The sequence below is a fragment of the Pedobacter sp. Bi126 genome, assembly GCF_918698245.1.
Lineage (GTDB): Bacteria > Bacteroidota > Bacteroidia > Sphingobacteriales > Sphingobacteriaceae > Pedobacter.
In genome coordinates, this window is the sequence record NZ_CAKKMS010000003.1 from 357,747 (window position 1) to 380,076 (window position 22,330).

22 protein-coding genes are annotated in these 22,330 nt (G+C 37.6%); 12 read left to right on the forward strand and 10 right to left on the reverse strand.

Going from position 1 to position 22,330, the window contains the following annotated elements; genetic code table 11:
• The first annotated feature begins 134 nt into the window (after positions 1–134).
• The 6 genes from LQ201_RS11690 to LQ201_RS11715 all read left to right on the forward strand — a co-directional run bounded on the left by LQ201_RS11690 (position 135) and on the right by LQ201_RS11715 (position 6,279).
• Positions 135–1,088: a stage II sporulation protein M gene (locus LQ201_RS11690; RefSeq protein WP_230142537.1), complete on the forward strand. Its 954-nt coding sequence runs from the start codon at positions 135–137 to the stop codon at positions 1,086–1,088.
• Between the two features lies 1 nt (position 1,089).
• On the forward strand, positions 1,090–1,974 hold the full coding sequence (locus tag LQ201_RS11695; protein ID WP_230142539.1) for a hypothetical protein: 885 nt from the start codon (positions 1,090–1,092) through the stop codon (positions 1,972–1,974).
• A 1-nt stretch (position 1,975) separates the two neighbouring features.
• A complete protein-coding gene (locus LQ201_RS11700) occupies positions 1,976–2,704 on the forward strand; it encodes a DUF4129 domain-containing protein (RefSeq protein WP_230142541.1) in 729 nt (242 codons plus the stop codon).
• A complete protein-coding gene (locus LQ201_RS11705; protein ID WP_230142543.1) occupies positions 2,701–3,891 on the forward strand; it encodes a DUF4350 domain-containing protein in 1,191 nt (396 codons plus the stop codon). The genes LQ201_RS11700 and LQ201_RS11705 overlap by 4 nt, the downstream gene beginning before the upstream one ends.
• Positions 3,872–4,849: a MoxR family ATPase gene (locus LQ201_RS11710; protein WP_230142545.1), complete on the forward strand. Its 978-nt coding sequence runs from the start codon at positions 3,872–3,874 to the stop codon at positions 4,847–4,849. The genes LQ201_RS11705 and LQ201_RS11710 overlap by 20 nt, the downstream gene beginning before the upstream one ends.
• A gap of 83 nt (positions 4,850–4,932) precedes the next feature.
• Positions 4,933–6,279, forward strand: a complete 1,347-nt coding sequence (locus tag LQ201_RS11715; RefSeq protein ID WP_230142547.1) for a DUF58 domain-containing protein — start codon at positions 4,933–4,935, stop codon at positions 6,277–6,279.
• A gap of 90 nt (positions 6,280–6,369) precedes the next feature.
• Here the strand turns inward: LQ201_RS11715 and LQ201_RS11720 are convergent, their stop codons facing one another.
• The 4 genes from LQ201_RS11720 to LQ201_RS11735 form a co-directional block, all read right to left on the reverse strand.
• Complete coding sequence (locus LQ201_RS11720; protein ID WP_131528988.1) at positions 6,370–7,428, reverse strand: nucleoid-associated protein; 1,059 nt, start codon at positions 7,426–7,428, stop codon at positions 6,370–6,372.
• Between the two features lie 95 nt (positions 7,429–7,523).
• Positions 7,524–8,006, reverse strand: coding sequence for a MarR family winged helix-turn-helix transcriptional regulator (locus LQ201_RS11725; protein ID WP_230142550.1), 483 nt, complete (start codon positions 8,004–8,006; stop codon positions 7,524–7,526).
• Positions 8,006–8,509, reverse strand: a complete 504-nt coding sequence (locus LQ201_RS11730; RefSeq protein WP_230142551.1) for a GNAT family N-acetyltransferase — start codon at positions 8,507–8,509, stop codon at positions 8,006–8,008. Before LQ201_RS11730 ends, LQ201_RS11725 begins: the two co-directional genes overlap by 1 nt.
• A gap of 102 nt (positions 8,510–8,611) precedes the next feature.
• Entirely contained in the window at positions 8,612–9,184 is a 573-nt protein-coding gene (locus LQ201_RS11735) for a TlpA disulfide reductase family protein (protein WP_230142552.1), read from the reverse strand.
• A gap of 633 nt (positions 9,185–9,817) precedes the next feature.
• On the opposite strand from LQ201_RS11735, the gene LQ201_RS11740 reads away from it, so the two are divergent.
• Positions 9,818–12,130, forward strand: coding sequence for a TonB-dependent receptor (locus LQ201_RS11740; protein ID WP_230142554.1), 2,313 nt, complete (start codon positions 9,818–9,820; stop codon positions 12,128–12,130).
• Positions 12,131–12,480: 350 nt separating this feature from the next.
• Here the strand turns inward: LQ201_RS11740 and LQ201_RS11745 are convergent, their stop codons facing one another.
• From LQ201_RS11745 to LQ201_RS11755, 3 genes are all read right to left on the reverse strand, one after another.
• On the reverse strand, positions 12,481–13,560 hold the full coding sequence (locus LQ201_RS11745) for an NADH:flavin oxidoreductase/NADH oxidase (protein ID WP_230142556.1): 1,080 nt from the start codon (positions 13,558–13,560) through the stop codon (positions 12,481–12,483).
• A 106-nt stretch (positions 13,561–13,666) separates the two neighbouring features.
• Positions 13,667–14,656 (reverse strand): aldo/keto reductase, encoded by a 990-nt coding sequence (locus LQ201_RS11750; RefSeq protein WP_230142557.1) that lies wholly within the window; start codon positions 14,654–14,656, stop codon positions 13,667–13,669.
• Between the two features lie 2 nt (positions 14,657–14,658).
• Positions 14,659–15,054, reverse strand: a complete 396-nt coding sequence (locus LQ201_RS11755) for a DoxX family protein (protein WP_230142559.1) — start codon at positions 15,052–15,054, stop codon at positions 14,659–14,661.
• A gap of 220 nt (positions 15,055–15,274) precedes the next feature.
• Between LQ201_RS11755 and LQ201_RS11760 the strand changes: the two genes are divergently transcribed.
• The 5 genes from LQ201_RS11760 (at position 15,275) to LQ201_RS11780 (ending at position 19,414) form a co-directional block, all read left to right on the forward strand.
• Positions 15,275–16,102, forward strand: a complete 828-nt coding sequence (locus tag LQ201_RS11760; RefSeq protein WP_230142562.1) for an ATP-binding cassette domain-containing protein — start codon at positions 15,275–15,277, stop codon at positions 16,100–16,102.
• Between the two features lie 3 nt (positions 16,103–16,105).
• Positions 16,106–16,918 carry a hypothetical protein gene (locus tag LQ201_RS11765; protein ID WP_230142564.1) on the forward strand — a complete coding sequence of 271 codons (813 nt, stop codon included), beginning with the start codon at positions 16,106–16,108 and terminating at the stop codon, positions 16,916–16,918.
• 19 nt (positions 16,919–16,937) lie between these two features.
• On the forward strand, positions 16,938–17,312 hold the full coding sequence (locus LQ201_RS11770) for a GntR family transcriptional regulator (RefSeq protein WP_230142567.1): 375 nt from the start codon (positions 16,938–16,940) through the stop codon (positions 17,310–17,312).
• Positions 17,313–17,316: 4 nt separating this feature from the next.
• Positions 17,317–18,162 carry a hypothetical protein gene (locus tag LQ201_RS11775; protein WP_230142568.1) on the forward strand — a complete coding sequence of 282 codons (846 nt, stop codon included), beginning with the start codon at positions 17,317–17,319 and terminating at the stop codon, positions 18,160–18,162.
• Positions 18,163–18,427: 265 nt separating this feature from the next.
• Complete coding sequence (locus LQ201_RS11780; RefSeq protein ID WP_230142570.1) at positions 18,428–19,414, forward strand: alpha/beta fold hydrolase; 987 nt, start codon at positions 18,428–18,430, stop codon at positions 19,412–19,414.
• A gap of 54 nt (positions 19,415–19,468) precedes the next feature.
• Here LQ201_RS11780 and LQ201_RS11785 read toward each other — a convergent pair whose 3' ends face one another.
• The 3 genes from LQ201_RS11785 to LQ201_RS11795 are packed head-to-tail and all read right to left on the reverse strand — an operon-like array spanning position 19,469 to position 22,235.
• Positions 19,469–20,374, reverse strand: coding sequence for a DUF6263 family protein (locus tag LQ201_RS11785; RefSeq protein ID WP_230142572.1), 906 nt, complete (start codon positions 20,372–20,374; stop codon positions 19,469–19,471).
• Position 20,375: 1 nt separating this feature from the next.
• Positions 20,376–21,149: a zinc-dependent peptidase gene (locus LQ201_RS11790; protein ID WP_230142574.1), complete on the reverse strand. Its 774-nt coding sequence runs from the start codon at positions 21,147–21,149 to the stop codon at positions 20,376–20,378.
• 60 nt (positions 21,150–21,209) lie between these two features.
• Positions 21,210–22,235 (reverse strand): Gfo/Idh/MocA family oxidoreductase, encoded by a 1,026-nt coding sequence (locus tag LQ201_RS11795; protein ID WP_230142576.1) that lies wholly within the window; start codon positions 22,233–22,235, stop codon positions 21,210–21,212.
• Positions 22,236–22,330: the final 95 nt, after the last annotated feature.

Sequence of the window (22,330 nt, forward strand, 5' to 3'; positions counted from 1 at the left end):
TTTTCTTATATTTTCATATTAGATTGTTCAGCTATGTATATTTGTTCAGCCTGGTTAATTGATCTGAATATAATATTGGTTTCATTTCCATAAAAAATTAGCTATTTTAACCCGAGATTTGGTAAAGCCTTTAAATGAGAGAAGCATTATTTGTTAAACAGAATTCGAAGAAGTGGCAACATTATGATTCCATGCAACAGGCAAATCCTGATGAAGTGGCCAATCAGTTTATCGAAATCACTAACGATTTGGCTTACTCAAAAACGTTTTATCCAAATTCGAAAACAACAGCTTATCTCAATGGCTTAGCCTCTAAATTACATCAATCCGTTTACAAAAACAAAAAGGAAAAATCGAACCGGTTTATCCATTTCTGGAAAACAGAACTCCCCTTAATATTTCTACAACACAGAAAACAGGTATTTTATGCATTGGCATTTTTCTTGGTTTCTTGTGCCATTGGTGCTTTATCGGCAAAATACGATGATACTTTTGTGCGATTGATTATGGGTGATGGTTATGTAAACATGACAAACGAAAACATTGCCAAAGGTGATCCGTTTGGGGTTTATAAACAAAGTAATGAGTTTATGATGTTTATGCAAATTGGGGTTAATAATATTTATGTTGCGCTATATACCTTTGTTTTGGGTATTATATTCTCATTTGGCGCTATTGTTTCATTATTCAGAAATGGCGTGATGCTCGGCTCATTCCAATATTTCTTTTTTAGTAAAGGATTAGGCTTTCAATCGGTTTTGGTTATCTGGATTCACGGCACATTAGAAATATCGGCAATTGTTTTGGCAGGCGCGGCTGGTTTAATTTTGGGCAATAGCCTTTTATTCCCCAAAACGTATACCCGTATGGCTTCAGTTTTAAAAGGGGCCAAAGATGGATTAAAAATTGTAATTGGCCTGATCCCGATTTTTATAGTTGCTGCATTTTTTGAAAGTTTTGTTACCCGACATACTGAGATGCCGCTATGGTTAAGTATGTTCATCTTATTATCTTCCGCAGCTTTCATTATTTGGTATGTATTTATATACCCTATAAAAATCTACAATAAACAAGCAACACTAAATTAACATGCTAGGGAAAATTGAATTTAAGAAAAGAAGAGATTTCGGCCAGGTGATTAACGACACCTTTACTTTCATGCGTCAAAATCTTAAGCCCTTAATTAAAATATATTTCACATTTTGTGGCCTATTTGTACTGGCTAGCATGTTAACCATGTTATTGCAACAATACAAAATGGTTAACATCATCAATACCATCGGTAATGGAAAAAACACCAAAGGCTTAGGTTTTTCAGCTTTATATGGATTAGAATATTTCTTGTCTATTTTATTCTCTTTAGCAACATATGCCAGTATGAGTGTTGCTATACTTTCCTATATCGCTATATACGTGCAAAAAGGGAACCAAACACCAACCACCGATGAAGTATGGGGATATTTTAAGTATTACTTCTTCAGGATTTTTGGCAGTTCTATCCTATTGATTATCCTGTTATGTATAGCTTTTATGTTTTGCCTTGTACCTGGCTTCTGGCTATTCCCTTATGTGGCCATGATGTTCCCCATTATGGTAATCGAAAATGGTTCTTTAGGTTACTCTTTTAGTAGAAGCTTCAAAATTATTAAAGATAATTTCTGGATTACTTTTGGCACGCTGATCGTAGTATGGATTATTGTTTATGCTTGTATGAGCATGATCATTTTACCTACAAGTTTATTTAATATGATTGGTATGTTTACCCATAAAACGCCACACATGTCTTTAACACTTACCATGATTACAACAGTTTTACAGTCATTGTGCCAGGTATTTACCATCATCCCAATCATTACCATTTCATTGGCGTATTTCAGTTTAGTTGAACAAAAAGAAAGCCCCGGCCTAATGGAACGGATTTCAAATTTTGGCAATACCGAAAAACCGATTGATACCAGACCTGAAGAATATTAAAATGCAGCGCGCACTCTTCCGATATCTTCTTGTTTCTCTTTTGTTTTTTATTCCGGTAATCAACAGAGCACAGACAGCTAAACCTAAGCCTGTAACTGTTGTAATTAAAACAGATAGCAGTAAGGTTGTGGCCTCAAGATTTGATAAAGAGGCCATAAGCAATTATAAAGAACAAAAAGAGTTTCAATACGATGAAATAGGTCAACAACAATTATCGTTATGGGACAAATTTTGGTTATGGTTCTGGGGTATTATCGGCGAACTGTTTCAGGGAGCAGCATCAAACATTTTTTCCAGGTATATTTTTATCGGACTTGGCGTTGCGCTGATCATATTTATTGTGGTTAAAGTTATTGGAGCAGAAAAAATCTTCGCTAAAAAATCGAAAGAAACAATCCTTCCATACGATGTAATTACCGAAAACATCCATGAGATAGATTATGAACAGGAATTACAAAGATTAGTTGCCGAAAGAAAATTCCGTTTGGCCGTTAGGCTTTTATACTTGAGGGCGCTAAAAAAATTGAGCGATGCCGAAATTATCCAATGGCAGCCCGATAAAACCAATTATAATTATTTAATGGAAATCAGTAAGCCAGAGCTGAGAAACGATTTTAGCCAGCTTACCCTACAGTTCGATTATATCTGGTATGGCGATTTCCCTATCGATGAAGTGAAATTCGACCCTATTAAGCAATCGTTTAACCAGTTTAACAACCAGATTAAATGAAAGGCTACAAATTATACCTGATTATCGGTTCCATTCTAATTTTGGGTTATTTAATTGCGCAGTATAATAAGCCTACGCCAACAAACTGGGCGCCAACATATGCTATTAAAGACAAAATCCCATACGGAACATATATTTTATACAATAGAATCAAAGATATTTTGCCCTCGGCAAGTATTCAACAGTCGAAAACAGCCGTTTATACTACGCTAAAATCTAAAAGATTCAATAAAACGGCCTATATAATCATTGCGCAAAAGGCAGATATTAGTAAAACGGATCTTGAACAGCTGATAAAATATATGCAAGCGGGCAATGATGTATTTATAGCCACTTATGATTTAGGAAAAATAAGGAAGGAACTTAAAGTGCAAACTTCTACCGCAATGTCTCCCGAAGCAAGTACCTTAAATTTCACCAATCCAGAGTTAAAAACCGATGCAAACTATGGCTTTGAAAGAGGCATCGGCAGCCAGTATTTTAGTAAGGTAGACAGCAGCAAAACAACAATACTTGGCGTAAATGGGAAGGGCCAGCCTAATTTTATCCGTTATGCTTACGGAAAAGGCAATCTATACCTTATCGCAGAACCCGGTTTTTATACCAATTTTAACCTCCTCGATAAATATGGTGCAGAATATACCGCTAAAACCTTGAGTTATTTATATGGGAATAAGCAGCTCATTTTCGACGAATATTTTTCTAGCCAAAAGAACACTGCCACCGATATGCTCAGGGTATTCTTTAAACATCATGAACTGGAGTTTGCATACTATCTGGCAATATTTAGTCTGATTCTTTTTGTCTTGTACGACATTAAGCGCAGGCAAAGAATTATCCCGATCGCAGATCCGCTTACTAATTCTTCTTTGGCCTTTGTTAATGTGGTGGGCAGTGTTTATTACCACGAGCGGAACAACCTCGATATAGCCTTAAAAAAGATCAATTACTTTATGGAGTACTTAAGAACGAGGTATTATCTAAAGACCAACGATATCGACAGCAAATTTGCTCAGGTGCTAATAGAGAAAACTGGCATTAATGAGGCGCTGGCCAAAACCCTGACTAAACATTTTATCCAAACGCCAACAATGGGCGATTTAAGCGATACCCAATTGATTAATTTAAACGAAAGCATAGAACAGTTTTATAAAAATACGCAAAGCAATGGAGCAAGAACAGTTTAACCCACGTACCGATTTAAGCGCCTTAAATGAAGCTGTAAATCAAATCAGAAATGTACTTGGAAATATCATTATCGGCCAAAAACAGGTTATTGATTTCTTAATTGTTGGTTTGCTTGCCGACGGGCACATCTTAATTGAAGGTGTCCCTGGTGTAGCCAAAACGCTGAGCGCTAAATTGCTGGCAAAATCTATTGATGCAGAATTTTCGAGGGTTCAGTTTACCCCTGATTTAATGCCATCTGATGTTTTAGGAACCCCGATTTTTAATACCAAAACAGGAGATTTCGAATTTAGAAAAGGTCCTATTTTTGGCAATATTATTCTGGTTGATGAAATTAACCGTGCACCGGCAAAAACCCAATCGGCCTTGTTCGAGGTGATGGAAGAGCGCCAGGTAACTATAGATGGCCATACCTATATCATGGACGAACCTTTTATGGTATTGGCCACCCAGAACCCGATTGAGCAGGAAGGGACATACCGCCTGCCCGAAGCACAATTGGATCGGTTTTTATTCAAAATAGAGGTTAAATACCCTTCGTTAGCGGAAGAAACTGCGATTTTAATGGCTCAGCACACTTTAGTTAACAAAACATTATTAAACGATGTAAAACCAGTATTGTCTGTTAAACAGATACAAGAGGCTAGAGCAATTATCCGCAATTTGTTTGTAGAGCCAAAATTATTGGAGTTTATCGCCAAAATCGTAAATGAAACCCGCAACAATTCATCACTTTATCTGGGCGCTTCGCCAAGGGCATCTTTAGCAATTGTACACAGTGCAAAAGCTTTCGCTGCTATTCAAAACCGCGATTTTGTTACGCCTGAAGATATTATTGCCGTTGCAGGCCCTGTATTGGCGCACAGGATATTGTTATCACCTGAAAAAGAAATGGAAGGATTAACCACCAGCGACATCGTTAGCCAGATTATTAAAAAAATTGAAGTACCTAGGTAAGTCCGAAGTCTTGAGTCAGGAGTCCGAAGTCGGATTTTGTCGCAACAGTTAACTAGTTTAAACAATTAACCGATTAAACAACATTGAAAAAATTCTTTCAGCAATATTATAACAATCTATTCCTAAGCGATCGCTTATTTGCGGCTTTAGGCCTCTGCGTTGTGCTTTTTTTGTTGAAGTTCTTTTTTGCCTGGCTGGGCGATATCCCTGAAATTGCCACTGGCGCCGTATTTATTTTATTTTTTATTGATATTTTTATTCTATACCGAAATACCCAAGGGATTAATGCCAAAAGAATTACCTCGAAACGTTTGAGTAATGGCGATGAAAATCCGATACAAATCGAAATCAGAAATAGTTATGGTTTTGGGGTAAATGCCAGGGTGATTGATGAAGTACCTTTTCAGTTTCAACTCCGGGATAAAGATTTTAAACTTCACCTAAAATCTGCTGAAGTAAAATCGATCCACTACAACCTGCGACCAACAAAACGTGGTGAGTATGATTTTGGGTTTATCAGAGCGTACATCAGTTCACCTCTCGGCTTAATCAACCGCCGTTACAATTTTGATGGCGCCAAGATCCTGCCTGTTTTTCCTTCTTTTATTAACCTTGGCCAATACGAATTGATGGCCGCTTCACGCTATTTAACAGAATTCGGGATCAAAAAAATCAGAAAGGTTGGACAAAGCAGCGAATTTGACCAGATCAAAAATTATGTTGGTGGCGATGATATCCGTACCATTAACTGGAAAGCTACGGCCAGAAAAGGTAGTTTAATGGTGAATACCTATACAGACGAGAAATCGCAGAATATTTATTGTGTAATTGATAAATCGCGTGTAATGCGCATGCCTTTTGAAGGATTAAGCCTACTCGATTATGCTATAAATGCAGCCGTTGCACTTTCGAAAGTGGCCATGCTTAAAGAAGACAAGGCAGGTTTAATCACGATATCTGAAAATATCGGCGCTGTTGTACCAGCAGACCGTAAAGCTTCTCAGCTTGGCAGTATTATGAATGTGCTTTACAAAGAAAAAACGAGATACCTTGAAAGTAATCTCGAGGCACTTTATTCCGCGGTACGATCAGTAGTAAAACAAAGGGGCCTTTTGGTTTTCTTTACCAATTTCGAAAGTTTATCGGCACTGCAAAGACAGTTGCCTTATTTAAAAAGAATAGCCAAATACCACTTATTGGTGGTTGTATTTTTCGAAAATACTGAACTAAAAGAATTGAGCACAGCACCTGCAAAAGATGTAGAAGGCATTTACCATAAAACCATTGCCGAGAAATTTATCTACGAGAAAAAACTAATGGTTAAAGAACTCAACAAACACGGCATTTTAGCCATTCTTACTCCTCCCCAAAAACTTACTGTTAATGTAATTAACCAGTATTTGGCATTAAAGGCACAACAGCGGATTTAGTCTGGAGCTTGGAGTGATGAGTTTGGAGGCGATGTTCTACTGAACCATGCCAGGCAACGCCAAACCCCAAACGCCAAACTCAAAGCCCCTCTACTCCTCTTCCCTAAAATACACCTTGTAAAAGTTCATCGATTTATCATCATCGTAACCTTTTTCGATCATATCTTTATTGCCATGGATATAAATATGGAAGTTTTTATCCAGCTTTAACACGCTTTTATAGGCTCGGGCTTGTTTTTTAACAGCGGATTCGGCGATTTCAAAATTATCGGCAATGGGGCTTTCGTACTCTTGCTCGTAATTCTTCTTATAGTTTTTGAATGATTCAATGCCTTCGGCATTTCCAATTACTTCATTACCGAATTCCTCAATATCAAAGGTTTCTTTTTCTTTGAAATACTTCATCGAGCGGTTTAAGAGATCGATTTTATCCGCTTTGCTGATTTCGTAATCGTCATCAAGTTTCTGCGTAACGAAGTTTTTGTAAACCCCTAAAACATTATTGGTTTGGTTATAACTGTCGTTCCTGATTTTCAGCTTCAAAAATTCATCTTTCCAGTAAACAGCAGAATCGTTGCTACTTTTTGATTGATCCAACACCACAACTTTGTAACCTTCTTCTTTATCAACGTTAAAAATCAGGCAGCCTTTATCTAATTTATTAATACTGATGGCTTCTTGCTCATAACTTACATTAAAGCCATCCTGCTCAGGATAAACTTTTAGGTAAGTATCTTTTGTTTCGGATTTAAAAACGCCAACTACGTCCAATTGCTCGCCTTCTATCTGTACCTTTTCAAAATAAGCGACATACAATTCGCCAGATTTAATTTTTGGGTGGTTGGCTACATCGTATAAATGCTTGGCCAGTTGTTGCGAATCTTCGTGAAAAAGTTCGTTGTTCTCAAAAATTTCATGAACAAAATGAAATACTTCATTTAGTTCTAAATTATCGTTGGGGTGATAAAACCGGTAGACTTCATTTACCTTTTCGAAAGGTTTTAAGAAATACTGCATCAGCAGGTTTCCTAACACTTCATCATCAATTTTTAAAGGCGCATCAGATAATTTATAATACTCTTCAAGCAGTTTATTGCCTGTGTGGTGGATAGAAAGTTGCTTAAGTGAAGCCTCGAAAAATGAAATCATGGGGGCAAAAATAGTAAAATCATTGGTTAACCTTCTCCGTCATTCAATCATTCTCTAATTCAATCATTTTCCCATTCTATCATTCTATCCTTCACTCATTTCTTAATATAAACCTCGGCCCGCTGCAGAAAGCTTTTTTCCTTTAACGATGCCTCAACCTCATTTATAGCTTTCATTAAGTTATTTTGACTGTTCATAATTTCTGCTGTGGCTTTAATAATCACATCCCAAACAGGCTCCATAGTGGAAAGAAGTGCTGTACCCTTTTCTGTGAGTTCAACCAAACGTTTACGGGTATCTACTTTATCTTTTTTAGACCGGATCAGTTTCTCCTTCTCCAATTCTTTTAACAAACTGATGGTAGAAGGGTGTGCATAACCAATTTCATCCGACAACGAAACCACATTCATGGTCGACTTTTTATATAAAGTATAAAGCACAGGGAACCATTTGGGTTGAAAATCAATTCCGAATGCTTTATAAATCAACAGACCATCTTTACGGATCTGATCGCTCAGCCTTTGCAATCGGGTAGAAATGGCCAATAAACCAGAAGCATCAATTACATTTTGTTCCATTAAAGAGATTTTAAATCCAGGCTATAAAAAACATTGTCTACAGCCATCCTAGGGAAATAAACCGGCAAATCTTCCATTGCAACTGATTTAAAGCCGTTACGTTCATAAAAACGGCAGGCGGCCTGCAATACGTCTTTTGTACCCAAATATACCTCATTCAGGTTATTATCCTCACAGTAGGCTAGAAGTGTTTTCAATAAAGCTTGCGCAACACCCAAATCTTTTCCTCGGAATTCCTTTTTAACAAACATTTTTCTGATTGCCCCCGATTGATGCTCAGGAACAGCAATTAAGGCAATGGTACCAATCAATTCACCATTTACTGTGGCACCCCAAAAAGCGCCGCCAGAACCATCGTAATTTTTTTCTATATCCAACAAATCCGGCTGTGCTGCCAGGTCTATATCTACATTAAATTCTATTTGTTGGATGGGCAGAATTAACCCAATAATCGCTTCACAGAATTGATTATTTAACCGTTCAATTTTAAAGTCGTTTTGCATTGCTAAATATTATTCGACAAATATATGTAGTTAACTACATATATTCAAAATACAAATATCATTTGAACCTCAAATTTTTGGAAAAATCTGATTACTAGAAAGTTACTTTGTATTTTTTAACTTATTGAGAAAGTCGACAATCTTTTTATCTGCATAATTGGCCATGCCTTCATGCCTGAAAGACAGTCGGCCCTGTTTATCGAAAATAACTGTTGTTGGTAAAGCGCCTGCAAATATTTTTTCAGGAATCTCACTTTCTACTTTATAAACGGGCATCGCATATTTACGGTCGGACATAAACTTGCCCGATTTGGCAAAATCGCCATCTGCATCTGCAAAAATGAAAACAACATGTTTGTCATCTTTAAACTGAGTGTATAATTTATTGATCGATGGCATTTCGGCCCTACAGGGAGGACACCAGGTTGCCCAGAAATTAAGAAAAATGACTTTTCCTTTTAAATCGCCAAGATCAATCACATTTCCCTTTACATCCTTAAACTGGATTCCGTTAAGGCTCCTTGCGGTTTCCTTTGGGCTTTCAACTTTTGGCGAATAAAAACCAATTTCCATTAATCCCCTAATTAAAAATGCTTTTGCATCGGGCACAAAAACAATTACTAAAAGGATAATGATAAATAATGCATTGAATATATGTTTCCTGATAAATTTCATAAGTTGCTTATCCTTTTATTGTGTATAACAACGAAATTGGTGTACAACTGGTATGGCCATAACTTATTACTAAACTTATCTGTCCTTTGTTAAACCATTGACTAAACCGCGAGTCAAAACAGCGCAAATACAATGTTACTTTGTAAATATATATAATTGCTTAGGAATTACTACTTTTGGCCTGTTGAAAAAGCATAGACAAAACATTAAGAAATATTTATCGGCATTTATGCTGATCGTATTTGCTATTGCTTTAACTCCCTGGAGTGTTCTTCACCACCACAACCCTCTTCCGCTTGTGCAGAAAGAGGTTAACTGTAAACATGTTAGTCATGTGCAGGCCCATGGCGATACCTGTTTAATCTGTAATGCTAGTTTTGAAAAAAATTATGTGCAAACGCACCACATTTACAGAATCTTCTTATCAGCCAAAATTTTTAACCGAACCGAAGCGACCTTAAAGAATGCCTTTACCGAAATAAAGCGCACTTGCCTACGTGGCCCCCCATTAGCATAATAATTTTTTCTTTTCAAGCGCATCCGCGCTTAATCAAATTATTTATTTGAGAAACTAAAACTAGCTTCATTTAGCTATTGCTTTGGTTTTTCTATCATTTTTATTTACTACAACACATGAAAAAATTACAGCTTATTGGCTTGGTAATTCTATATACATTATTAAGCAGCACCGTTTTTGCTGCCGCTTTAAAGAATATAACAGGTAAGGTTATTGATGCCAGCACCAAACAAACGTTGCCAGGTGCAACCATTTTTATTCCTGATTTAAAAGTCTCGGCAGTAACCAACAATGACGGAGGATTTACGTTGAATAACCTTCCTTCAAAAGGAAGTTATCTTATTGAGGTACACTATGTTGGATATAAAACCACTACACAGGTGGTAAATTTTGCAAGCGCAGCCGGATTAGAATTTTCTTTACAACCTACTGCAATAGAAACAAAGGAGATTGTAATTACCGGAAGTTTGATCAGCAGTACCAGCAAAAGAAATAGTGCTTCTTCTGCAGTAATTGGTAAGGATCAGCTTCTACAGCCTTCAACAAATTTAATTGATGCGTTGACCAAAATACCTGGTGTATCGCAAATTACTACTGGCCCATCTATTTCTAAGCCTGTAATCAGAGGCTTGGGTTACAACAGAATTGTAACTTTAGATGATGGGATAAAACAACAAGGCCAGCAATGGGGCGATGAGCATGGTATTGAAATCGATCAGTTTAAATCAGACCGCGTTGAAGTTTTACGTGGCGCTGCATCGTTAATGTACGGTTCTGATGCACTCGGTGGTGTAATTAACCTATTAGAGCCAAGTACCGCACCTGAAGGGCAGATTAAAGGAGAATTTATTACCAATTACTCTACAAATAATGGCCTTACTGCTAACTCATTAATGTTAAATGGTAACGAAAACGGATTTGTTTGGAGAGCCCGTGGAACGTATAAAAACGCTTACTCTTTTAAAACACCAACAGGTTACTTCCCTAATTCGGGCTTTAACGAAACCGATTTAAGTGGTATGGTAGGTTTAAATAAAAGCTGGGGTTATACCCACTTAAACGTTTCTAACTTTCATAACAATATTGGCTTTTATGAGCCGACTTTAGATGACAATGGAAATTTTGTAAAAGAAGATGGTAGTGCTTTTACCAACGATGATTATAAAAACCGCACTTTAGAATACCCTCGTCAGGATATCAGGCACTTTAAAATTGCATTGAACAACAATTTCATTATCGGTAACGGCAACTTGAAAGCTGATTTTGGCTATCAACAAAACCAACGCCGTGAGTTAGATGGACCGGACCCTGCCTTATTCTTCGATCTTAAAACCTACAATGCAGACCTGAAATATTATATACACGAAACCAATGGATGGCAGCCCGTTTTTGGGGTAAGTGTAGATGATGCACATAGCCAAAATAAAGGAACAGAATTTTTAATTCCAGCTTACGATACTTTTGGTTTAGGTGTTTTTGCTTTTGCCAAGAAAAACTGGGAGAACAATACATTTAGCATCGGCGCACGTTACGATTTCAGAAAAAACAACGGAAAACAATTGTTTGATGACGGAGAAGAACTTTTCGCACCTTTCAAAAATAAATTTTCCAATGTAAGTGGCGCATTGGGTTTTACGCACCAATTTAACGAAGAATGGAACTTTAAAGCCAATGTGGGTTCTGCATTCCGTGCACCGAATCCAGCAGAGTTAGGCTCGAACGGTGTGCACGAAGGTACATTTAGATATGAAATCGGTAACTCGGGCTTAAGTCCAGAACGCAGTTACCAGGTAGATGCAGCTTTAGAATATGAAGGAAAAATTGTAAGCGCAAGTGCTAGTGTTTATAACAACTACATCCACAATTATATTTACGCTTCCAACAATGGCGAACAAAGAGAAGCTGAAGGTACACTTTATGATGTTTACCGTTACGGACAGGTAAACGCCAACCTTTATGGTGCAGAAGCCAGTTTAACCATCCATCCGGTTCCGTTTATCCACTTCGAGAATACCTTTGGATATGTTCATGCACAGAATAACACTTTAAACAGGCCACTTTCATTTATCCCTGCGGGAACTTTAAGAAACGAGTTGCGTTTCGAGCCTAAACTTAAGGGAACAAATGATGCCTACCTATCTGTTGGTATCAACTCGGCATTTAAACAAACGCGTGTGGATGATGTTTTTGAAACACCAACCAGTGGTTATACACTATTAAACGCAGGTATTGGTGCTACATTTAATTTAGGCAAACAGCCAATCAAACTGTCTGTTTCGGCCAACAACTTGTTAGATCAGAAATATTATGATGCTTTAAGTAGATTTAAACCAGGCCGTTTTGATCAGGAGAATCCTAATTTAGGTGTGTACAATACCGGTAGAAATATCACTTTCGGATTGTATGTTCCTTTTACACTGGTAAAATAACAAACAAATCCGTCATTGCGAGGCACGAAGCAATCTAATAAAGGCAAATTAATAGCTAAAATAGACTTACTTTGTGCTTTGCAATTAATACCATATTATTTATTTGGAAAGCAATGACAGTACCTTTTAGTTGGCTCCGGTCCCGCTAATGTTCCTGCCCTGATAGAAAAAACCGGGGGCATCCACTTATATCGGGTTTAGGTAGATTGGATTGAGGTACTATGTGCCAGCCACATCATAATTGATTAAAAAAGGAAAAAGCCGACATTTGCCGGCTTTTTCCTTTTTTTTGGAAACTGTCCCGTCCTAAAATAAGTGTCAACCTATTTTAGGATTAGTCAAACCTATGATCATTTCTTAACCACTTCCCTCTTAGCCCTAACGTACTGGTTTGGCCATTCGGTATTGTCGCCAAGCACTTGCGCCGCATGTGTAGGAAAATAAGCATCACGTAATGATTCGCGGGCAATAAAAATCAAATCGGCTTTGTCTTGTTCTAAAATTTCTTCCGCCTGCTGGGCTTCTACAATCACGCCTACTGCACCTGTGTAAATACCAATTTCATTTCTGATCTTATCAGCAAAAGGAACCTGGTAATTTGGTCCTGCAGGGATAAATGCATCAGGTACATTACCACCCGATGAGGTATCAATTAAATCTACACCACGATCCTTTAACACCGCTGCCAATTGTAGCGAGTCGTTCTCGTTCCAGCCACCCTCCGTCCAGTCCGTTGCAGAAATGCGAACAAATAAAGGCAAGTTTTCTGGCCATACCGATTGTACAGCTTCAACCACATCGATTACCAAGCGAATACGGTTTTCGAAACTTCCGCCATAAACATCTGTACGTTTATTGCTCAGCGGACTAAAAAACTGATGCAGTAAATAACCGTGCGCAGCATGTATTTCTACAACTTTATAGCCTGCATCCAATGCACGTTTAGCAGCTGCCCGGAAGGCAAAAACAATATCCTGAATTTCTGATATCGTTAATTCATGTGGTTCAACCTGTCCTGGCTTAAAAGAAATCGGAGATGGCGCAACTGGTTTCCAGCTATTTTCACCAGCGGCAATTTGTTCGCCACCTTTCCAGGGCACTTCACAACTGGCTTTTCTACCTGCATGTGCCAACTGGATGCCTGCAATTGCCCCATTATCATGGATAAACGAAACAATCTGTTTTAATTTAGCTACATGTTCATCTTTCCAGATGCCCAAATCGGCATAGGTAATTCTTCCATCGGCAGTTACTGCAGAAGCTTCCTGGATAATTAAACCTGCGCCACCAACGGCACGGCTTCCTAAATGCACCAAATGCCAATCCGTTGCAAAACCATCAACAGCAGAATACTGGCACATTGGCGAAATAACAATTCTATTTTTTAAGGTTACATCCTTTATGGTAAAAGGAGAAAATAATTTAGACATAGCTTGTTTGTTTAACCGCAAAGGACACAAAGTTTTTTCGCAAAGAAATCGAAGATCTTAACCTCTGTGTCCTTTGCGTATTCCTTCTTTTCTTTGCGGTTGAAGTTTAAAAACCTGCGTGCGCTAATTCGCTATTGATAAACTGAATCTCTTCAGCGTTTAATTTTACGTTTATAGCCTCAGCATTCTGAACGGCTTGTTTTTCATTTCTGGCGCCAACCAACGCAATGGTAATACCTGGTCGTTCAACCGTCCAACGCAAAACCAGCTGAGATAGGGTAGCATTTTTCTCATCTGCCAATGGTTTTATTTTAGTCAAAAATGCATTTGTTTTTTCGATGCTTTCTGGTAAGAAAAATTTATTCCCCTGACGGTGATCGCCTTCTTCGAATTTATAATCGGCGGTCATTTTTCCAGTTAACAAACCGCGCTCCATCGGACTATAAGCCAAAATTGACTTATTTTTTTCAATGCAATATGGAACAGTTTCCTCTTCAATACCACGGTTTACCATACTAAATGGAATTTGATTAGAAATAATTTCTAAAGTTTGATCTGCTTCTTTTAATTGTGCTACATTATAATTGCATACGCCGGCATAGCGAACTTTACCCTGCTCAATTAACTTGTTCACCGCTTCGAAAGTTTCGCTGATCGGCGTGGTTACATCTGGCCAGTGGATCTGGTAAAGGTCGATATAATCGGTACCCAAGCGTTTTAAGGATTGTTCACATTCGTAAATTACGCTCTCTTTACCTGCATATTTATAAATATCAATCTCTTTTCCGTCGTTGTTTTTACTCTTAAAGCCAAAATCGCCTTTGGCAAGATCCCAACGCATTCCGAATTTGGTTACCAGTTGTAATTTATCGCGTGAAATACCTTTTATTGCATCGCCCACAATTTCTTCACTATCGCCCTGACCATAAATTGGAGCGGTATCAATTGATGTAACCCCTAAATCGTAACCTGCTTTAATTGCATTAATCGCATCGTTTCTATCTGTACTTCCCCACATCCATCCGCCGGCTGCCCAGGCGCCAAAAGTGATTACCGAAAGTTCCAAATCTGAATTTCCAATTTTTCTATATTCCATAATTATTTTTTAATGATTTTATCAACCGCATAACTATTATGTGGCAAGTAGGCAAGTAGTACCGATAAAAATGCCACATGGACGAGTTGAGAAGGCAATGCTTCCCAATTCTCAATTACTGTTGTTCCGAAAATCAGTGCTAAAGAAATTACTCCGGCTAATAACAATCCTTGCCTTGTAAACAATCCTAATATAATCATTAGCCCTGCTATAAATTCGGCGAATGGCAAAATATAACTGAAGGGAATAACCAATGCATCTGGTAAATACGATTTAGAAAATTGTCCTACCATCCAATGGCTAAAACCCGCTAGCTTAGGCAAACGCACTAAACCATGCCCAAAAAAACTCAATCCTATTGCCAAGCGGCCAAGTAAATATGCCCATTTTGTATCCATAATATATCGATATACTACAAAAATACAATCTCAACATTAACGATGTTTTAATGCAACAATTATTAGACTGACATTTTACCTTCCTGTGGCGGAGAACACGGAGCTATCGGCCTGAAAACGCCCACCGCTATTCGCTTACCGCTGAACTTTTTTCTATAAAAATTTGGATTTCATCAAACAACAATATACATTAGTGTATTATTTAACTAATACAGTAGATATGGTAAACATTAACAATCTTAATTTTGGCTACAGCAAGCATAAGCCATTATTTAAAAATATGAGCATGCGGTTAAGCAATGGCCATATTTACGGTTTGCTTGGAAAAAATGGAGCCGGTAAATCGAGCTTATTAAAAAACCTGGCCGGTTTGGTGTATGCACAAAGCGGCACATTGGATGTAATGGGCTTTAACCCCGCCAAAAGACAACCTGCACTTTTAGAGCAGATCTGTTTTATACCAGAAGAGTTTTATTTGCCTTCAGTAAAAATAGATGCCTATCTAAAAGCAAACGCTCCGTTTTACAAAAATTTCGATCACAGTTATTTTACTGATCTGATTAAAGAATTCGATATTCCGGTTGGACAGAAGCTCATTAACATGAGTTACGGACAGAAGAAAAAGGTAATTATCGCTTTCGGCCTAGCTACACAGGCGAAACTGGTAATTATGGATGAGCCCACTAACGGCTTAGATATTCCTTCTAAAGCTCAGTTTAGAAAAATTATGGCTTCTGCTATGACAGATGAACGCTGCATTATCATTTCTACCCATCAGGTGAGGGATCTCGATAACCTGATCGACACGGTAATTATGCTTGACGAAAATGACGTTGCGCTTAAAGCTTCAGTAGAAGAAATTACAGCAAAGCTAACATTCAAAAAGGTTAAGGAAATTGATGACAGTATTATTTACGCTGAACCGTCTCTCTCCGGCTATAACGTCGTGATGCCAAACTATCACCAGGAAGAAAGCAAATTAGATATGGAACTTCTTTTTAATGCCATACTTGCAGAAAAAATCAAATTTAAACCTTTATTCAGTTAAGTGATGAACAACACATTTAATATCAATCGATTTGGCTTATTGCTTAAAAGACAGTGGCTTGATTTTGGGAAAATTTATTTAATCAGTCTAGTGGTGTTATTGGGAATTGTAGTGGGATTTTATAGCTACAATATACCCTCACCACTTAAAGACAATAATTTCGACTATGACGGCAACCTTGATATGCGTTTCCGCTACCCTCTTTTCCTGATTTTGGGATTTGTTTTTATCAGCATCGTAGCAAGTATCTATTTTAATATCCTGGGGCAGAAATCAAGGGCCATTTTAGAACTGATGACACCCGCTTCAGTATTCGAAAAATTTCTGGCAGGTGTAGTTTACACTGCAATAATAAGTTTGTTTAGCTATCTATTAATCTTTTATTTAACAGATTTGGCCTTTGTAAAATACCTGAACGGTCACCTTGCTGCCTTTAGAGGCCTCTTGCAAAAAAACGGGGCTGTTAGAGAAGTTGAAACGATTACTTATCAGGTCTTTAATGATGAAGGTTACAGGAAATATTGCAGCTACTTTTTTGCCTTTCCCTTTCTTATTACAAGCATATTCCTTTTAGGATCCGTGTATTTCAACCGCTTTCATTACATCAAAACAGCACTATCTGTAATGGTTTTTATCGGCCTTGCATCTTACCTGATGGTTAAATTTTCGAGGTGGGTAATGGAAGGCAAGGTTCCCTACCATTACGGGAAAAGTGATAATGATTTGATTCTGTGGACAATTTTATTGATAACAAGCATCATCACCATTATCGTGTGGGCGATTACCTACATCCGTCTTAAAGAAAAAGAAGTTTAAACTTAACGGCATAGTAGACATGGAATTTAGAGATAACAAGGCGATATACCTTCAAATAGCAGAATATGTTTGCGAACACATTTTGTTGGGGAAATGGAAAGCCGAAGAAAAAGTACCCTCAGTTAGGGAATTAGCGGTTGAACTTGAAGTTAACCCAAATACAGTAATGCGTACTTATGAACTGCTACAAAACAAGAACATCATTAACAATAAAAGAGGAATTGGCTTTTTTGTAGATGAGGCGGCAATAGATAATGTAAGAAACTATAGAAAACATCAGTTCATTATAGCTGATCTACCTGTGGTTTTCAGGAATATTTACCTACTTAATATTGGTTTTGATGAATTGGAAAATCAATATAAAACATTTGTAAAAGAGAACTTTAACGCTTAAGGATATGAAAACAAGTAATAAATTATTAATCAGCCTTGCGGCGCTACTCATCGTCATACCAATTGTGGTTGTCGCGATCAATATAAAGCTAAACTATAGGGAAAGGGGAATAGAGGACACTTATTTTGGAACACAAGAAATCAATAACGAAGCTTTTGATCAAAAATCGAAAGGCAGGATAACGATTCCCTTACAAACGCCATTTAAAGCCATTCAGATAAAAGATGCCAAGCGTTTTAGTGTACAGCTTTATGTAAAAGAAGATAAGCGGTATGGACTTAAAGTTCCTGAAAAGTTTAAAAACGATTTAAAATTTGAAGTGGATGCTAACGGAGTGCTGCAGATTACCGTTAAGAATCAAACTAATGACAACGACGCCGAAAAAATTGTCTTGGTTATATATTGTCCTAACATTAACGAGGCTTCAGTTACAAATTCGAATATTTTTGAATTTAGCGCCCATTCAGATTCTATAAAGTTAAATGTTGATCATAGCGAAATGTTATTCCTAACAGGCGACATTACCTACAACGATACAAAAGGAAAAGTGACAAGTATAATTAATCCAACGAAGATTGGAAAGCTCTACCTTAATCTAAATAAAACAAAGTTTAGCGGTGTTATCAATGCTTTTAAAGACCTATATGTTACGGCGAATAACTCAGAAATTGAAATTGGGAATATAGATGACAACAAAGAATTCCCCTTTGATAACCTGAATATTAAAACGACGGATACATCGAGCGTAAAATTGCAAAACGTTAAAGTGAAAACCTTCACTGGCGATTTTTCTGATGCTACAACCCTGCAGATTCCAACACCTCTGCTTAAACAATTGTTTAAGAAATAATTTATAAGGCTGTATCATAAATTTAAATTCAAGTCTATGACGTTGAGCTTGTCGAAACGTTTGCTCAAAAGTACTTAAACAGTTCCTTCGACAAGCTCATGATCACAACTCTATATTTATGATACGCCCATTTTTTACGATTTAATGTATTTACAACCACCTTTTACTCCTCATGGTGTAAAAAGGGCATGATTTTTAAGCTAACTAATTGGCAAAAGTTTAACTTGGGCCAATTAGCTTTTTAGTTTTTACATCATTACCAATCATGAAGAGATATTTTCTTTTATTTGCCCTCAGCCTGTTCGTTTTTAGCCATGCGCAAGCACAAAAGATAGACACCCTATCTATCACCCTTGATAATGTTAAATACCCCTATCCAGTTAAATATTTTCCTATCAATACCGAAGGGCAAGATATTAAAATGGCTTATATGGATGTTGCACCAACCGCAGCAGCCAATGGAAAAACAGCCATCTTATTCCATGGGAAAAATTTTGGAGGTTATTACTGGGGCAATGTAATTAAAGCCTTAACCAACATCGGTTACCGGGTTATTGTGCCTGATCAAATTGGTTTTGGCAAATCATCTAAAGCATTTATCCATTACAGTTTCCACCAAATGGCTACCTGGAATAAACGACTTCTAGATACCTTGGGTGTTCAAAAAACCGTAGTTTTAGGTCATAGTATGGGTGGTATGCTGGCTACGCGTTTTGCTTTAATGTACCCGGAAGCGACTGAAAAACTTTTGCTCGAAAATCCAATTGGGCTCGAAGATTATAAAACTTTCATTCCATATATCACCACCGCACAACAATACCAAACGGAACTTAAAACCACAGCAGAAAGTGTTCGTAAATATTACCAAGGTTCATATTTTACTTATTGGAAACCCGAATATGAATACCTGGTGAGCATTGCGGGAGGGGTAACCAATAGTTCCGACTACCCACGCTGGGCCAAAGTTGCCGCACTAACTTATACCATGATTTATGAACAACCTGTGGTCTACGAATTTCAGAATTTAAAGGTTCCTACCGTTTTGTTTATTGGTAAGGAAGACAAAACCATCGTCGGCAAAGGCCTGCTTACGCCAGATCAACAGGCTTTACACGGGCAATATAAACTTTTGGGAAAGCAGACTGCAGCCAAAATTATCGGTGCTAAAATTATCGAATTTGATGCCTGCGGGCATATTCCGCATATCGAAATTCCGACGGAATTTCTGGTGGCTTTAACAGGTAGTTTGTAGTTTTTTATCAGACCTTATAGGTTTTTGAGACCTATAAGGTCTGCAACAGTAAATCTAATTAACCTCTTTCCCTACAATTTTATTAATGCCCTGCATTTCGAAATCGATGTCCTGTCCCATCGATTTCATTTTACCATACAGCTCTACACGGAGGTGGCTGTTAAGTACGATTCCGGTTTTCATATCAAGTGAGGTTTCTCCGGAGTTGGTTCCTTGTAGATCAGTTTCCATTTTGTTGCCCATCACTTCAAAATTTCCTTTTGAGACTAATGTGCCTTTTACCCCTAATATGGCAATACCATCTTTTACCTCTTTCAATGTGTATTGTGTAATTGTTTCAATGGGCATACTCATCTGCATTTTGGTATCAACCGTCCAGCTGTCGCCTATTTTAACCGGTTTTTCAGGGTAAATTTTAAATGACGATTCCATGGTCTGTTTCACCACCTCGTTGCTAAATTGTTTACTTAAAGCATTTTTTATCTGTTTAACCTGACTGGTATCCTTAGTCATCCTTGCCGCCATATTATCAAGCATTTTATCTATACCAGCAACGGTTTTAATCCCACCATTTGGGGTTACAGTCATATAAAAAGACGCCCCTTTTAAGCCGCTAAAAGGGTTCTTTTTGGTACTATCCTGATCATCTGAATTGAGGGTCATGGTGTTGCCCATCGCTACAGATTTCATGAAAATTCTGTTGTATATTACTTTCACATCCTTTTCCCCGCTATGGCCTTCGGTAATATCAAAAGTATAATCCGTTCCAATGCTTTGGGTTAAATGTACATCGCGGCCAGCAATTTTCTGGTTAATGATCTGTTCGGAAGTAAGTGTGAAATCGTACTTATAGCCCGTTGGATAATTTTGTCTTAGCACATAGGTTTTCTGTGCAAAAGCAGTTACAGAGATCAGGCTCCAGATGATTGCTGCAAATATTTTTATTTGATCATTTCCCATTTTAACCTGCAGGTTGTTGTGCAAAAATGCGGCTTAGCTGAAAATACAATTCGGGATGTTTATCCCTTAACTGTTCAGGTTTTTCAAAGAAATACTCTGAAACCACAGCAAAAAATTCTGCCTGATTAGTGATGGCATAAGGATTAATATCCGATTTATTGTCTTCTATTTTTTCCATCTCCTCATGCATCATCTTAATCCATGGTAAAGTATATTCATGTGCAATTAAATTCTCTGGAACACCATCTGTTGCGCCGTCAGATTTATCTAAAAGGTGTACAAATTCGTGTATAGCCGTATTTTCTTTCCCTGCACTTTTAGAAAAACCATGTCGCAAGGCCGAGCGTGATAAAATCATCTGTCCATTCATATAACCCGTCCCTACCATACCCATAATATTCCTTTCACCACCTTCAAACTGAAAATCTTTATTAAAAGTATCTGGATACAATAAAACGCTGGTTAAGTTTTTGTATTGCCAATCGTCGAAACCAAAAATCGGGATAACTGCGCTTGAGGCAATCAGCAACTCATCTAATGTTGTCATTTCTAAACCCACCGCTTCTATTTTAACCGTGCTGAAAAACGCGGCCACTTTCTGTTCAAACCTCAGCTTATCGGTCGAATCGAGATTATGGTAATACCCTACATAATCATCCAGTATCTTTTTGTCTACATCCGTTAAAGGCTCAACAGTAACTTTCTTTTTTTTAAGGATAAGATAAAGGGCAATTAGAAAAATAGGAATTAAGTAGGCAAGTGGAAGCGAGTTCATAAATGGGATTACACAGATTAGCGTGATTACACGGATTTAACAGATGGGCACAAATAAGGGTTAGCTTTCAATAATTTCCAATTGAATCAAAACATCCTCGCGTGTAACCGGATAAGGTTTATTGTTTTTGATGGCTTGATAAACAGCTTCGAAAAGCGGCAAATAACTTCCTACTTCTGATGGAACTGTCTCCTCAGTTTTATGGCCTTCAGCATCAATGGTTGTTAATAAACCATCTTTACTTGGTGACTCAATGCCATAAGCCGGATCGGTTAATTTCATACCCGCCAGTAATTGTTCTTCCTGAATATCGGTCCTTTGTTTAATAAAGCTGCCATTTACACCATGTAAAACAAAGCCTGGCTGTGGATTTACCACCAACATGCTTGAGGTTACAAAAACATTTACGCTATTGGGATAACTCAATTGGATCGAGAAATAATCGTCGACCAAAGTACCTTCCCTATTTTTACCCAGAATTTTATGGTAACTCAATGGTTTGCCAAACAGGCAGATAACCTGGTCTAACAAGTGCGGGCCTAAATCGTATAAAAGTCCGCTGGCCTCTACCGGGTTTTCTTTAAATGCTTTCGGTCCAATAACATTTCGGTAACGATCGTAACGCAGGTGCATTTCGTTTAATTTCCCCAGTTTACCGCTTTCAATTACCTTTTTAACCGAGGTAAAATCACTGTCCCAACGACGGTTCTGGTAGAAAAAGATTTGTTTTCCTACACTATCGGCAAGCTCAAAAAGCTCCTTTGCCTGCGCAGCTGTTGCCGTAAATGGTTTTTCAACCAGAATATGCTTATGCCCGGTTAATGCCGCTTTCGAATGCTCATAATGAAGATTATTGGGTGTATTAATAACAACCAATTCTATCTCGGCATCATTTAAAAGTTCATCAACGCTATTATAACTTGTAATATTGGGATAATCGTTAACTGCATTTTTATGGCTGCGTTCTACTATAGCCTTTAAATTAAACCCACTATGTGCCTGTAAAAAAGGAGCATGAAAAACCTTCCCCGACATGCCATAAGCTAATAAACCGGCATTAATTGTTTTATTGATATTCGTATCCATAGGTTATAAATGTAGCTAAAAATACAATTACGATTCAAGCTTTAATGTTAAAACAGCAAAGCTTTTACTTAGGCCTTACACCTTTTTACATTATC

What these genes read in the sequence shown, in the direction of transcription:
- LQ201_RS11690 (WP_230142537.1), top strand. Translation starts at nt 135, where the DNA reads ATGAGAGAAGCATTATTTGTTAAACAGAATTCGAAGAAGTGGCAACAT.
- LQ201_RS11695 (WP_230142539.1), top strand. Translation starts at nt 1,090, where the DNA reads ATGCTAGGGAAAATTGAATTTAAGAAAAGAAGAGATTTCGGCCAGGTG.
- LQ201_RS11700 (WP_230142541.1), top strand. Translation starts at nt 1,976, where the DNA reads ATGCAGCGCGCACTCTTCCGATATCTTCTTGTTTCTCTTTTGTTTTTT.
- LQ201_RS11705 (WP_230142543.1), top strand. Translation starts at nt 2,701, where the DNA reads ATGAAAGGCTACAAATTATACCTGATTATCGGTTCCATTCTAATTTTG.
- LQ201_RS11710 (WP_230142545.1), top strand. Translation starts at nt 3,872, where the DNA reads ATGGAGCAAGAACAGTTTAACCCACGTACCGATTTAAGCGCCTTAAAT.
- LQ201_RS11720 (WP_131528988.1), bottom strand. Translation starts at nt 7,428, where the DNA reads ATGATTTCATTTTTCGAGGCTTCACTTAAGCAACTTTCTATCCACCAC.
- LQ201_RS11725 (WP_230142550.1), bottom strand. Translation starts at nt 8,006, where the DNA reads ATGGAACAAAATGTAATTGATGCTTCTGGTTTATTGGCCATTTCTACC.
- LQ201_RS11730 (WP_230142551.1), bottom strand. Translation starts at nt 8,509, where the DNA reads ATGCAAAACGACTTTAAAATTGAACGGTTAAATAATCAATTCTGTGAA.
- LQ201_RS11735 (WP_230142552.1), bottom strand. Translation starts at nt 9,184, where the DNA reads ATGAAATTTATCAGGAAACATATATTCAATGCATTATTTATCATTATC.
- LQ201_RS11740 (WP_230142554.1), top strand. Translation starts at nt 9,818, where the DNA reads ATGAAAAAATTACAGCTTATTGGCTTGGTAATTCTATATACATTATTA.
- LQ201_RS11745 (WP_230142556.1), bottom strand. Translation starts at nt 13,560, where the DNA reads ATGTCTAAATTATTTTCTCCTTTTACCATAAAGGATGTAACCTTAAAA.
- LQ201_RS11750 (WP_230142557.1), bottom strand. Translation starts at nt 14,656, where the DNA reads ATGGAATATAGAAAAATTGGAAATTCAGATTTGGAACTTTCGGTAATC.
- LQ201_RS11755 (WP_230142559.1), bottom strand. Translation starts at nt 15,054, where the DNA reads ATGGATACAAAATGGGCATATTTACTTGGCCGCTTGGCAATAGGATTG.
- LQ201_RS11760 (WP_230142562.1), top strand. Translation starts at nt 15,275, where the DNA reads ATGGTAAACATTAACAATCTTAATTTTGGCTACAGCAAGCATAAGCCA.
- LQ201_RS11765 (WP_230142564.1), top strand. Translation starts at nt 16,106, where the DNA reads ATGAACAACACATTTAATATCAATCGATTTGGCTTATTGCTTAAAAGA.
- LQ201_RS11770 (WP_230142567.1), top strand. Translation starts at nt 16,938, where the DNA reads ATGGAATTTAGAGATAACAAGGCGATATACCTTCAAATAGCAGAATAT.
- LQ201_RS11775 (WP_230142568.1), top strand. Translation starts at nt 17,317, where the DNA reads ATGAAAACAAGTAATAAATTATTAATCAGCCTTGCGGCGCTACTCATC.
- LQ201_RS11780 (WP_230142570.1), top strand. Translation starts at nt 18,428, where the DNA reads ATGAAGAGATATTTTCTTTTATTTGCCCTCAGCCTGTTCGTTTTTAGC.
- LQ201_RS11785 (WP_230142572.1), bottom strand. Translation starts at nt 20,374, where the DNA reads ATGGGAAATGATCAAATAAAAATATTTGCAGCAATCATCTGGAGCCTG.
- LQ201_RS11790 (WP_230142574.1), bottom strand. Translation starts at nt 21,149, where the DNA reads ATGAACTCGCTTCCACTTGCCTACTTAATTCCTATTTTTCTAATTGCC.
- LQ201_RS11795 (WP_230142576.1), bottom strand. Translation starts at nt 22,235, where the DNA reads ATGGATACGAATATCAATAAAACAATTAATGCCGGTTTATTAGCTTAT.